This is a genomic window from Glycomyces sp. NPDC050141, from assembly GCF_055586545.1.
On the sequence record NZ_JBVJHZ010000029.1, the window covers coordinates 1 to 12,460 of the forward strand.

Consider the following 12,460-nt stretch of genomic DNA (forward strand, 5'->3'; position numbering starts at 1 on the left):
TCCTGGGGCGCAGTGTGTTTGGCGACTGCTGTTGTACCAGGAGCTTCTTCCTTGCCCTGCAACGGAACTCACCCAGGATGAGAAGGGTTCAATGTTCAAGGCGCTCGGCTTCACCAAGAACGCCATGAAGATCGCCAACAAGTTCGCCGACATCTGCATCGCGATCTCGGGCTCCCAAACCCTTTCTGCGACCAAGGGAGTGCTGCTCACCGCGGGCGGCGCGGTCGCTACCGCCGCGGGCAACGCGGCGCAACCGCTCTTCTCGACGCTGGGGCACTCCGACGCCGCGATGCCTTCGTCTACCTCCGTCGTCGAGGCGGGGATCATCGTTGCCGACATCCAGGCGATCAGCTGCGCCGAGACCAAGCTGCGGCCGCTCGCCACTGATGCGACCCACATCGCCGACGTCGCCCGCGAGACCACCGACGGAGAGCTGACCTGGGGCATCTGCGCGCTGCTCTTCGAGGACCGGTACAAACAGACTGCGAACGACCTCACCGAACAGATCGAACTCTGCGAGAGCGCGCTGAGCGGTTCGGCGGACAAGCTGAAAGCGAGCGCTGAGGACTGGGAAGCGGTCGACCAGGAGATCAAGGAAGCGTTCGAGGGGCTGATTCCCGATTGACCGCCCGTTCTCGGCGCGCGGGCACGGATGACATGGTGTGAGCATGGAAATCGACGGGACGGCGGTGTTCAACGCGGTCGTGGTGGCGTTGCTGGCGGCACTCGTGGTCGCCGTTGCCGTGATTTATGGGCGACGGGCCCGGACCATCTCCAGGCAAGCGAACGAGGTTCCGCGATGGGCGCGCGAGCACGGGTTCGCACTAGTCGAGAACGCAGATGCGGTGCGCGCTAGCGGGAAGCGCCGGGGTCTTTCGGGCTCTAGCGCCAAGCTGTTCGCCGGGATCGCGGCGACGCCACTCGAGGAGAACGTCAAGCTGCTGCTGCACCGGCCGACCACCTGGCACTGGATCGTGCAGCACGGCATCCGAAACGGGAACCCGAGCCGGGCGCAGCCTCGCACTGCTCTGGGCATGGCGTTCGACTACCACTGGGCCGATGCGGTCGCGGTCGGCCTGCCGGGGAGCGCAGGACCACTACTCATCACCCGTCGCCGTCGGATGCGGGTATCGCTGTGGATCCACCGGAGGCTGCGGCTCGCGACCGGAGACCGCGACTTCGACCGGGCATTCGGTGTGCTGGGAGCCGACCCTGCGTATGCGCAACGCGTGCTCGACGCAGGGATGCGATCCTGGCTCCTCGAAACGGTCATCCCCGCCAAGACAGTGCTGGTCCTCGACGGCACCTGGTGCTACGCCGCCCGGCACGAACCACTGCGCCTCGCCTCCGTGCCCAACCGCATCGCACTCGTCACCGGCCTCGCCGAACGCCTGCCCGAAGCGGCTTTCCGCTAACCCGCTGAGCTGTGCATTCACTGCAGTTTGCCAGGACTGTACGGGTTGCGAGCCCCTGCTAACCTGAAAATCAGATTTAGCACCCACACCGCCGTACCTCGGAGGGCCCCCTATGGCACAGCGCAAGTTCGACCCCGAAGCGCTTGAGGAGTTCATGCGCGTCGTCAGGGAACAGCTGCTCAAGCCGCTGGAGGACGAGCTCCAGCCGCTGATGATGGAGGGGGGCGCGCTGAACAAGGAGCCTGCGTTCGGCGATCTCGACGGCTCGAAGACGGCAATGGAACGGTACAAGGCGTTCCACCAAGGCACCTGGGACAACGTCGAAGCGACTCGTGCCGCCTACTACGGGATGCTCAAGACCCTTCAGGATTCGATCGATCTTAATGAAGAGGCCGAGGGCATGAACGTGTCCGAGACGTCCAGCTATGAGAACGAGCTGAGCTAACCAGCCAGGACCGGCAGAGAGAAAGAGCCTGACAGCATGAAGTACCGAAACGCAGTCCTCGCATTCGCGACTAGTTCCGCCTTGCTCGCCCTCACCGGCTGCGGTGCGATGAGCGGCGATGAGGGCGGTGACAGCGACAGCGGCGCTGAAGGATCGCCGGTCGGCGACGAGATCCGGTCTTGGGACCCCTGCGAGGTCCTTGACGGCAACCAGCCGATCGTCGACTTCATGCAGATCAAGACAATTGACACCCCCGACGGCAAGTTCACCAGCGCTCCCTACGGGGAGGGCCTTGACGCGCAGGCCCTCAGCTGCCTCGGAATGGTCGACGTGTCGACCTATGAGGAGATCGACGGTGCGGAAGGCATCAACGAAGGGGAAGTGTCGGTCGGCATCGTTCCGTGGGACACGGAGGAAGACGCGCAGCTCAGCTACGAGGAGCGCACCGGTCCTGACCAGGATCGACGAGCCGAGGGCGGAGCGGGCTTCGAATTCACCGGTGAGGAGGACCTCGCGGGTGAATGGGACGAAGGAAAGCTCTTCGTGGCCGAAGACGACCAGAGCTACTACTACGACGCCTATATCCGTGACGGTCAGTGGCTGCTGTGGGTCTCGATCGACTTCAACAAGGACAATGCGGTCGCCTACTACGAAGAGGCGATCAACATGGGCCTCGCCGATGGCAGCCCCGAGGACTACGCGTCCTACCCGTTCACCAACGACGAGCTGCAGCAGTGGCTCATCGAAGAGTATGTCCCGCAAACTCACGAGTCTATTAGTGCTCGTATCCCTCAGGAGTAGCAGCCATGGGCGACGAAGTCGAAGAATATGAGAAGAGGGAACGGGACGAACTCGCCGTTTCCGATGCATCAGGTCTGGACAAGGACTACACGGAGTCCAAATATCTCTCGCAGAGTCCTTGCGGCGGTGACTGCTCGACCAAGGTCGGCACCGACGCAGAGAAGGCCTGGCTCAAGCTCATGTCCGCCATTCCCGTCCGCGACCAGACGGTCAAGGCGAGGTCCTCGAGCATGGCCATGCCGGATGACATGACCGTGCAACAGGTCGTCGACGACATCCGACCGAGCAGCCCCAACGACTACGCGATCCAGACCATCAAAGAAGGATGGGACGACTTCCGAGGCAAGATCAGCTTCCACGATCCGGCCTTGAAGGGCGCGCTGGAGAGCCTGTCGAAGGAATGGACGGGCACCGACTACGACGCCTTCGAAGAGCAGGTCACCGTCGTTCTCGACAACCTAAAGCAGATCCTCGAAGACATCGGCACGATGGACGCAAGCGACACCGCGCTCGGCATGCTGAACCAGAAGCAGGAAGAGATCTACGCCCTGCAGGGCAGCGGCGGCGAGGTCCCCTATCCCGCTCCCCAGCTGTGGTGGGACGACGGCGGCTTCTGGGGCGTCAACGAGATCCACATCCGTCCCCCGTTCTGGGACAAGGGCACCTGTGAGAAGCAGGAGGACCCCTTCGGCGACGGGTGCGGCGAGCCCGACGCCGGCGGCAAGCGGTTCATGGAGATGGCCGGCTTCGACACGGAACGGGCCGATGAGGTGCACAACTTCATCGAAGACCGGACCAACTACTACATGCAGAAGTACAAGGACGAGAACATCACCCAGGACCAGGCCGCCGAAATGGCCCGCGGTGATGCGAGCGAAACCGTCCAGCAGGACTCCGAATCGGCAGCGAGCGACTACGAAGAACGCGCCAACATCGTCAACCAGGACGTGATCTCCCGCAAGGACAGCACCAGCACCGCTGTCGGCGAGATCCAGCCGACATCCGTGCCGGCCAAGGAGACCACGCTCAAGGACCCCAACGCACCGACCACGAACTTGCCCCCGATGGAGCCCGGCGGCGGGGGCGGCATGCCCTCCCCCGGCGGCATGGACAACATGAAGACGCCGGACACGCCGTCCACGGACCTCGGCAGCTTCGACCCCCCTCCGACTACCGACCCCGGAGACTTCGACCCCTCGACGCCTGACACCGGTGGCCTTGACAGCGGCGGGTTGGACGACAACCCGTGGGATTCCTCCACCCCTGACCCCGATGACATCTCCGGTGGTCTGGCCTCCGGCGGGGGCCTCGGCAGTGGCGGCGGGCTCGGCGGCGGCCTGGGCGGTGGCCTCGGCGGCGGTGCCGGTGGCGGCATCGGCGGTGGTGCCGGTGGCGGTCTCGGCGGCGGCATGGGTGCTGGCATGGGCGGCATGATGGGCGGCGCCGGTGGCGGCCGCGGTGCCGGTGCTGGAGCTGGTGGTCGCGGCGCAGGTGGCCGCGGTGCCGGTGGCCCGAAGGGCATGGGCAAAGGCATGGGCGGCGGCAAGGGCATGGCCGGCGGCATGATGGGCGGCGCCGGTGGCGGCCGCGGCATGGGCGGTCAGGGCGAGGGTGAGGGCGAGTCCAGCACCTGGCTGACCGAGGAAGACGACGTCTGGGGCATCGGCAACGAAGAAGAAGACCCTTACGCGTAGCGACGATCCCGAGGGCGGCGACCGAACGACGGCCGCCGCCCTCGGACCGCACGCGGGGACGGACACCCCGGACCAGGACCGCGATCCCGTCGCGGTGGAAGAGAACCTCCCGATCCACAGCAACACGAGCCCACCGAACCGGAGTCCCCGATGGTCGACATCACTGGCGTCACCACCAGCCAACTGTCTGAAGCCGAGAACGCCCTGCGCCAGGTCCAACCCGACGCAGCGACCTTGAGCGACAAGGTCAACGAGGACGGCATGGACGTCATGGCCTGGGGGCTCTGCGGGATGGCCACGTTCGCCACCCCGTACTTCTCGATGGTCGGCGAAATGCGCTCGCTGTTCAAGATGATGGCCGACGGCATCGAAGGCCACGCCGAACGCATCGAGGCCTGCCGCACCGACTGGCAGAACGCCGACGACGAGATGGCCCAGGCCTTCGCGAAACTCGACCCCCAAGGGCTCGGCGAGGCGTACAACCTCGCGGGGACCACCTTCAACTACTCCAGCGGGGGCGACGCCTTCCGCACTGACTCGTGGAAGAGCGTCACCGGCCCGACCTTCTACAACAACACCGTGAACGGCGTCAATGCCGTCAAGGAGGTCTTCCGCGCGCAGGACGGTGCCTCCAGCGTCATGGGCGGTCTCGGCGATCTCACCAACTCGGTGTTCCAGCTCGGCGGCGACATCGGCACGTTCTTCGAGAACCCCGTGAGCCTCCTGCTCCAGAACGGCCTGGAGTTCCTCGTCAAACTCATCAAACCGGTGGACGACCTCATCGGCCTGGTCACCGGCAACCCCTCCCGCATGGGCGACGAGATCCAGCGGTGGGGCGAGATCCGCGAAGCCATGCACCCCATCGGGGAGGCCATCGCCGCGCTGCCGGAAGGCGCGCTCAACGAGTGGCACGGCAAGGACGGCGACGCCGCCCGGGAGAAGATCGGCGAGTTCGCCGAGGGCGTGTTCGAGCTGGCGGACAGGACGATCATTCTGGAGAGCCTGCTGCGGCTGTGCGAGGCGCTGTCAACGGCGATCCAGAAGTGGCTCATCAGCCTCGTCGCCGACTGGTGCGTCCAGGAGGTCACCGCCTGGCTGCTCGCGCTGGCGACCTCGGTGGTCAGTTTCGGGGCGTCGACGGCTTCGGCGCTGGTGCGTTCGATCGTCAACGCGGTCGTCACGATCGGCAAGGCCATCAAGAAGGTCTACGACGTGATGGCGACGTTCGCGAAGACGAACAAGATCATGAAGCCGGTGCTGGACTTCATGGGCAAGGTCTCCGGGCCCTGGGCCGAGGCCGGGGTCAAGACCGTCGGCACGGTGGGGCGCCTCATCGGCACCGGCGGTTCGGACACCGATATCGCCGATGCCTTCACCGCCTAGAGTCGCGGCATGACGAAACGGCCGTTGGACTACAGCGACGCCAGTGCCCTGCCCGCTCGCGCGAGCGGCGCGTGGGTGCAGAAACCCCCTCGAGTAGAGGTCTTCGACTGGTCGCACCCGGTGGCGGCCGACGACTCGGCGGTGTTCCTCGCGGGTGGTTCGCATGATGTGGAGCCCGAGCAGGGGCTGGCGGTGATCGATGTACTGCTCTCCTCGGCCCACGACGGCGATGGGGGCGGGGTGCTCCTGGTCGACGGGGTCGTGGTCGGCTGTGGGGACGGCCGCTACCAGGTCCAGGTCGAGCCAAGCCGCCATATCGTGGAGACCCAGGGTTGGGACGCCGCGCAGGCGTCGGTCGAGGTGTCAGCGGCGCAGCGGGTCTGCCTGACGACGGTGCTCGACGCCCATCTGGTCTCGGTCGGTCGGCATGTCAGTCCGATCAGGAGGGTTGATTCGGTTCACCGGCTCCGCCCGGTGACGCCCGATTCGAAGCTCAAGCGCCGCATAGGGGGCACGGTGATGGCGATGGGGGTGCTGCCCTGCATCGCGGCCGTCGTCTTCGCCTACGCGACAGCGCAAGACCGCCCGCTCGGCAGCCAGATGGTGCAGTTCACCTCGCTGGGGACCCTGTTGTTCTGGTTGTCGCTGCCGGTCGCCGTGGTCGTGATGATATTGGGCGCCTTGGTGTTCAACTCGGACCGCTCGAAACGCGAGAAGGCGGCGGCGCGCCATTCCGATCACGGTCTGGGGCGAGCTGAGCCGTTCGGGTGGGGCAGTGCCCTGCACCTGGCCGACGGCGTGAGGCTTCGGGAGTCGCTCCCGTCGGACGCGACCGGCGTCACGGTCCGCTTCCAGCTCGACCTGCACCGCGTGAGCGCTGAGCAGCGGCCTGGCGCGCCGGTGTCCCGTTTCGGCGACGTCGCGGACCTCTCGGCCGCGTACGCGGCCGCTCCGACAGCCACTATGGATGGTATGCCGGTGCCTTCGTCGTGGGGGAGCTGGTTCTACCCGCTCCCTCCGGGGGAGCATCGGCTCGCCGTCGAGATCGACGGGCGTTTCGATCCCTTGCGCGGCAAGGCGGTCCACACCGGCGAGGCCACCGCTCGCGGGGAGGTCGCTTTCGAAGTCGAGGCCGGCTCGGTGACCGACCTGCGAACCTGCGCGCACCTGTACCGGGTGTGGCGTCCCGAAGAGGGCCACGTCGAGACCTTGACGCCCCGGGTGGAGATCGATCCCGGGCGCAAACGGCTCCGCTGACGCTACCGATTCTCACCACCGGTGCCGCATGGCACCGGTGCGATATGTTGAAGCTCTGTGCGTGACCGCAATTCCCATCCCGCCACAAGCCCCGCAGCGAGGAGTTCACTCCGATGTCAGACAAGTACGGCTCGGATATCACCCAGTACCCGGATGTCGAGACGCCCAGCACTATGGACAAGATCGCCGGCGGCGTCCCGGTCGCGGGCGGCGCCTACAAGATCGCCACCGGCATCTACGACACCATCGCAGGCGACGACCGACTGGCCTCGGGCGCGGGCGTTCTCGGCGACATCAGCGGACTCGCGATGGAAGCCCTCATGGCCATGAGGGACCCGATCTACGCCCTCGCCAACGCCGGGCTCACGATCGTGCTCGAACTCGTCGATCCCCTCAACGACATCCTCGAGATGGTCTCCGGCGACCCCGACGCCATGCAGAAGCAGGGCGACACCTGGGGCCAGGTCGCCGAAGCGCTCAAGGCGCTCAGCGGCGAGACCGGCTCCGCGATCAGCTCGAACCTCACCAGCTGGCAGGGCCAGGCGGCCGACTCCGCGTACGAGCAGCTGTACGCCATGGAAGCCGCGATCATGGCCGCCTCCCACGAGGCCACGAGCGTGCAGACCCTGCTGGGCTGGGCCCAGGCGCTCGCCGAAGCGATCTACGGCTGCATCAAGTCGATCCTCGCCGAGCTCGTGTCGTGGCTGATCACCCGCGGCCTCATCGCGCTGGCGAACAGTGCGTGGTCGTTCGGCGCCTCGGTTGCGACGTTCCTGGTCTCGGCCTCGATCAAGAGCTACCAGATGGTGCTCCGCGGGGTCCGGCGCTTCCAGAAGGCCGCCAAGATCTTCGAGAAGATCGGCCTCATCTCGATGAAGATCCTCAAGAAGAACCCCTTCCGCGGCGCCCGAGGCGCCGGAGGCACCTTCTCCAACCTTGCCGGTAAGGATCTTTGGGTCGGCATCCTGAAGAACGCGGGCATCAAGGCGGGCACCGGTCTGGCGGCAGGGCTCGGCACCGCTACGGGGACCGCGATGACTACGGCCACGAACGCCTACTCCTCGGCGACCTATTCGTCGAGAGGTGCCGGGGGCGGTCCGGTGGTCGTGGAACTGAGCGAGCTCGAGACGACCGCCGGGAGCTTCGACGGTCTGGCGGGCAACGCCGGGGCCATCCACGGCGTGGCGTCCGAAGCGGCCGCGGCCGAGATGACCTGGGGACTGCCCGGCGTCTTCGGTTTCGAGTCCGCGTACAACGAGAACTGCGAAGGTCTCACCGAGGCGATCACCGCGATCGAGGACGCGCTCAACGGCAACGCGATCAAGCTGCGCACCTGCGTGGGCGACTACCAGGGCGCTGACGACGAGGCCGCTTCGGAGCTGAACAAGCTGCTCCAGGAACTCGAGAGCTAGCCGATGGCCTTCGATCTCCGGCGTGACGGCAAGGTGCTCCTGGAGCAGACCTGGCTCCAGCAGGGCGAAAAGCTTCAGCAGTACGTGCCTTCGTGGCGTCTCGCCGAGTTCGAGGGCATGCCGAAGCCGTACCCGACCGTCGGCCAGGTCTGGGCGGCGGTCGGGCGGTTCATCCTGCGGATCCCGTTGTACCTCTTCGTCATCTGGATCATGATGTTGGCCGCCGAGGCGGGCGGCGACTTCGGTTCGCCGAGCCGTCGCCGCCCGGCCGCGATCGTCTGGGGCGGAGGGCTCGGCAGCCGGGCGGGGAGCATCGCCACGTCGGCTATGCGGCGCAGCGGCATCTGGGCGCTGACCGACCGCCGTGTCGCGTTCCTCGGCGTGAAAGCCCGTACGCACACGAAGTTCTTCAGCGAGAAACCCACCCCCGGCAAGCCCCACCGGGACTACCGGCCCGTGCCTATCGAGACGGTCGTCGAGTTCTCAGCGTCCGAATACCGGTACGAGGGCACTGTGGACCGCACTCGCACCACGCGATTCCTCAAGCGGGTCAAGCCGGTCGGCTCGTACCACCGCATCGTGTTCGCGGACGGTTCGGGGATCGACCTGCTGCGTCGCTGAGCCGCCTAGGGCCAGCTGCGCGGTGGGACCCAGTCGGTCGCTCTTCTGTTGTCGGCGTTGACGATCGCGCCGACCTCGCTTTGCGGGACCTTGGTGGTCCACTGTGCGATCTCCGGCGGGAAACCGGTGACGGTGCCGTGGCGTTCATCCAGGATGCGGAAGACCCGGACGGGAATGTGGACCACCGTCATGTCGGCGGTGGCGGCCGTCTTGAACGTGAAGTCGAGTTCGGCCTCGTTGTCGCCGTAGACGACCCGGCAGCGGTGCTCGCCCGCGGTGAGCGGGTAGTACCAGGCTGCCCAGTCGCTCGGCACTTCGACGCCGTCGATCCAGGTGCGAATCTCCGCGGCGTGCGCGAGCGCCAGCGCCTCGCCGGTCCCGCTGTAGGCGGCGGTGCCGTCGGCGCGGCGGGTGAGCCGGTACAGGAACAGGTCGAAGACCATGAGCGGCCCGCGGACTGTACGGCCCGCGGCCCAGTCCTTCGCGTCCTGCGGGGACGGGAACGCCACGGCGGGGCCGGTCAGCGGCGCCGCCGCGGAGGCGGCGGACCGTGCGGCCGGGAGGCGGTTCGCCTTGGCGCGCTTGTGGAGCCGACTGGTCGTGCGGAAGGCGAGGACGGTGCCGGTGACGAGCGCCGCGAGCCCGGCGATCGCGGCCAGTCCGAACCCGAGCTCCAGGGCCGTTCCTTCCACGAACTGCGAGACGACGGCGGCGGTGATGACGAGCACGACGCCGATGAGGGCGGTGAGGCAGCCGATGCCTGACCGGTTCGCGGCCCGCTGTGAGAGGACCGGGACGAGGTCGGCGGCGTCCTTGACGCGGTACAGCTGCGTCCGGAAGTCGACCTGGTTGCGGACGGCGACGCTCTGGCCGGTCGTGAAGTGCGCCGTTTCGCCCGCGGCGACGCTGAACTCGGTGGAGCTGGCGTCGTAGCCCTGCACTTCGAGACGGTGGCGCCCCGGGGCGAGTTCGAGCTGGTAGCGTCCGTCGCCCGCGGCGACGGGAGTGCCGTCGAGCAGCAGGATTCCGGTGGCGTCCAAGGATTCGGCGGTGCAGACGAGGACGTCGACCAGGCCGTTCCCGGTGCTGGGCGCGAGGTCCGCGGAGCGGTCTTCGCGGTAGTCGGCGATCGAGTCGAAGCGCATTGCGGGCGCGTTCGGTGCTTCATGGCGCCGCCCGGTGGCGTCCCGGTAGGCGGCTTTCGGGGCCGGGTCGATGTCGGAGGGGCCGGTGAACCCGTGTCCGGCGTCCATCTAGCCGTTGAGCCCGTCGATGATCGAGGAGTCGGAGGGCCCGCCCGCGCCGGCCATGTTGCCGATCATGCCGATCGACTTGATGCCGGCCTCCGCCAGCGGGCTGGCGGCCTTGGCGAGCGTGTCGACGACGCGGCCGAGGATGGTGTGCGCCTGCAGGAACGCATCCACGGCCGTCTTGTAGCGCTTGAGCGCCAGGACGATCGACTGGATCGCGGTGCGGATCATGTTGAGCAGGGCGGCGACGGCGGACCCGCCGAAGGTCACCGCGGACAGCGGACCCGCGGCCGCCCAGGTCATGATGGCGTGGCTGGCCCACTTGGAGATGATGTCGAGGAGCGTCTTGCGGATGAGGGTCGCGATCAGCTCGGTCAGCTGCAGCAGGCCCTGCATGACCTGGATCTTGTCGCCCACGTCGATGACGGCTTCGGCGAACTGGGCGATCTTCTCTCGGGCGGCGTCGCCGTCCTTGCCGGCCCACTCGGTGAGCATCTCCTCGGGCACCTTGGCGATCGCCTCGCCGATCGGCGGCAGCCCCTCCTTGATGGGGTCCCAGCGCTGGATCTCGGCGTTCATCCGCTCGCCGTTGCCGGTGACCATCCCGACGAGGTCGTCGATCGGCTGGATGAACGAGATGGCGAAGTCGAGCCCGGCGGAGATGAGGAACATGAGCGGGTCGGTGGCGGCCTGCGCGAAGTCGTTCAGCGTGCCGAGGACCGAGTTGGAGACGTCGGCGACGGCGCCGATGAGCTCGCCCGCGTTCTCCGCCTTGCCGACCTTCTGCACCTTCTCGCCCACGTCCATGGCGCCGAAGATCGGCTTGGCGTAGGACTGCTTCTTCGACTCGCCGATCTCGAACATGTCGAACTTGCCGTCGCTCCCGGTGAAGGTCGACCCGCCCCACTGGATGCTGTCGCCGATGCCCTCGGGGTCGTACTTCGCGAACTCCTTCGCGTTCTCGAAGTCGATGTTCTGCCATGCCTCGCGGCAGTCCTTGAGGCGCGTCGCGTGCCCTTCCAGGCCCTCGACGGTCATCTCGAACATCTCGCGGAGCTCACCGAGCATCTGGTAGTAGCCGGGCGAGAAGAACAGGCCGGGCACGCCCCACGCCATCATGTCGAGGCCTTCGTCGTCGGCCTTGCCCTGGAGCTGCTGCGCGGCCGGGAGCTGGCCTTTCAGCTGCTGTTCGGCCTGTTCGAGTTGCGATGGCGTGATGCCGACCGGCTCGCCCATAGGGATCACCTCGGTTGCGGGGAGTGTTGCGGGTTCGAGCCAATATAGGTCAGGGTGAACAGTGGGGTTCGGCGGCGGCCCTGACGCCACCTGCCGCACACGTTCAGCGCCCCTGCGTGAGGTGGGCAGGACCCGGTTAGCATGCAGGTGAACCGCGGGCGAAAAGCGAGCGCGGCGAGATCGAAGGGAGGCGCCGTGGACGCTGATCCGACAGCAGACATGCAGCACAAGGCGGGCGAGATCCAGCGTCTCGCTGCCGAGGCCGAGGGCGAGGCCGTGAGCGAGGACGGCAAGGTGCGCGTGGTCGCCGGGGCGGCGGGCAACATCAAGGTGCTCGACCTGCGCCTCAGTGCGTTCGAACTGAGCGGCGTCGAGCTCGGCGAAGTCATCGTCGAGACGATCAGGGCCGCGGAGCGGAAGGTCCAGGCCGACCTGTCCGCGGAGATGGGCCGGATCATGGGCATGTCCGTCGGCGACGACGTGTTCGGCGGCGGCCTCACGCGAATCGAACCCGAGACGGAGGCGTGAGCATGAGCGACATGAACCGCGACCCCCAGGAGATGCTGCGGCGTCTCGAGCAGATGCAGGCGGACGCCGAGCAGATGATGGAGCGGTACAACCGGCTCGCGGACGAGATGGGCACCGCCCAGATCGAGGTGGTGTCGGACGACGGCCTGCTGCGCGTGAAGCTCGACTCCGAGGGCAAGGTCGCCGAGATCGGTATCGACGAGTACGCGATGCGGATGCGCCAGAGCCTCGGCCCGGCGATCATCATGCTCGTCGAGCAGGCCAAGGCCGAGTACGGGGTCAAGATGACCGAGATGGCGCAGTCCCTGCTGGGAGACCGGATGGACGTGATGGGCATGGTCCGCGACACGCTTCCCGAGCACATGCGCGCGAGCTTCGACCGCGAGCGCGGGCGGTAGCCGACTCTTCTGGCAGTGAA

Annotated in this window: 13 protein-coding genes; 11 read left to right on the forward strand and 2 right to left on the reverse strand. The window is 67.0% G+C overall.

Annotated elements, in window-relative coordinates; translation table 11 throughout:
• From ACZ60M_RS17330 to ACZ60M_RS17370, 9 genes are all read left to right on the forward strand, one after another.
• Positions 1-625 (forward strand): hypothetical protein (locus ACZ60M_RS17330; protein ID WP_465419202.1); only part of this gene is annotated, 625 nt, incomplete at its 5' end.
• A gap of 43 nt (positions 626-668) precedes the next feature.
• Complete coding sequence (locus tag ACZ60M_RS17335) at positions 669-1,415, forward strand: hypothetical protein (RefSeq protein ID WP_465419204.1); 747 nt, start codon at positions 669-671, stop codon at positions 1,413-1,415.
• A 112-nt stretch (positions 1,416-1,527) separates the two neighbouring features.
• Complete coding sequence (locus ACZ60M_RS17340; protein ID WP_465419206.1) at positions 1,528-1,860, forward strand: hypothetical protein; 333 nt, start codon at positions 1,528-1,530, stop codon at positions 1,858-1,860.
• Positions 1,861-1,896: 36 nt separating this feature from the next.
• Positions 1,897-2,661 carry a hypothetical protein gene (locus ACZ60M_RS17345; RefSeq protein ID WP_465419208.1) on the forward strand — a complete coding sequence of 255 codons (765 nt, stop codon included), beginning with the start codon at positions 1,897-1,899 and terminating at the stop codon, positions 2,659-2,661.
• A gap of 5 nt (positions 2,662-2,666) precedes the next feature.
• A complete protein-coding gene (locus ACZ60M_RS17350) occupies positions 2,667-4,355 on the forward strand; it encodes a hypothetical protein (protein ID WP_465419210.1) in 1,689 nt (562 codons plus the stop codon).
• Between the two features lie 150 nt (positions 4,356-4,505).
• Positions 4,506-5,738: a hypothetical protein gene (locus ACZ60M_RS17355; protein ID WP_465419212.1), complete on the forward strand. Its 1,233-nt coding sequence runs from the start codon at positions 4,506-4,508 to the stop codon at positions 5,736-5,738.
• Positions 5,739-5,747: 9 nt separating this feature from the next.
• Positions 5,748-6,995, forward strand: coding sequence for a hypothetical protein (locus ACZ60M_RS17360; protein ID WP_465419213.1), 1,248 nt, complete (start codon positions 5,748-5,750; stop codon positions 6,993-6,995).
• 113 nt (positions 6,996-7,108) lie between these two features.
• Positions 7,109-8,407: a hypothetical protein gene (locus tag ACZ60M_RS17365; protein WP_465419215.1), complete on the forward strand. Its 1,299-nt coding sequence runs from the start codon at positions 7,109-7,111 to the stop codon at positions 8,405-8,407.
• A 3-nt stretch (positions 8,408-8,410) separates the two neighbouring features.
• On the forward strand, positions 8,411-9,028 hold the full coding sequence (locus ACZ60M_RS17370) for a hypothetical protein (RefSeq protein ID WP_465419217.1): 618 nt from the start codon (positions 8,411-8,413) through the stop codon (positions 9,026-9,028).
• A gap of 5 nt (positions 9,029-9,033) precedes the next feature.
• On the opposite strand, the gene ACZ60M_RS17375 is transcribed toward ACZ60M_RS17370, so the two are convergent.
• Together ACZ60M_RS17375 and ACZ60M_RS17380 are read right to left on the reverse strand one after the other, a co-directional pair.
• Positions 9,034-10,281 carry a hypothetical protein gene (locus ACZ60M_RS17375; RefSeq protein WP_465419218.1) on the reverse strand — a complete coding sequence of 416 codons (1,248 nt, stop codon included), beginning with the start codon at positions 10,279-10,281 and terminating at the stop codon, positions 9,034-9,036.
• Complete coding sequence (locus ACZ60M_RS17380) at positions 10,282-11,514, reverse strand: hypothetical protein (protein WP_465419220.1); 1,233 nt, start codon at positions 11,512-11,514, stop codon at positions 10,282-10,284.
• Positions 11,515-11,709: 195 nt separating this feature from the next.
• Between ACZ60M_RS17380 and ACZ60M_RS17385 the strand changes: the two genes are divergently transcribed.
• Both ACZ60M_RS17385 and ACZ60M_RS17390 read left to right on the forward strand, forming a co-directional pair.
• On the forward strand, positions 11,710-12,042 hold the full coding sequence (locus tag ACZ60M_RS17385; RefSeq protein WP_465419222.1) for a YbaB/EbfC family nucleoid-associated protein: 333 nt from the start codon (positions 11,710-11,712) through the stop codon (positions 12,040-12,042).
• A gap of 2 nt (positions 12,043-12,044) precedes the next feature.
• Positions 12,045-12,440 carry a YbaB/EbfC family nucleoid-associated protein gene (locus tag ACZ60M_RS17390; RefSeq protein WP_465419223.1) on the forward strand — a complete coding sequence of 132 codons (396 nt, stop codon included), beginning with the start codon at positions 12,045-12,047 and terminating at the stop codon, positions 12,438-12,440.
• The last annotated feature ends 20 nt before the right edge of the window (positions 12,441-12,460 follow it).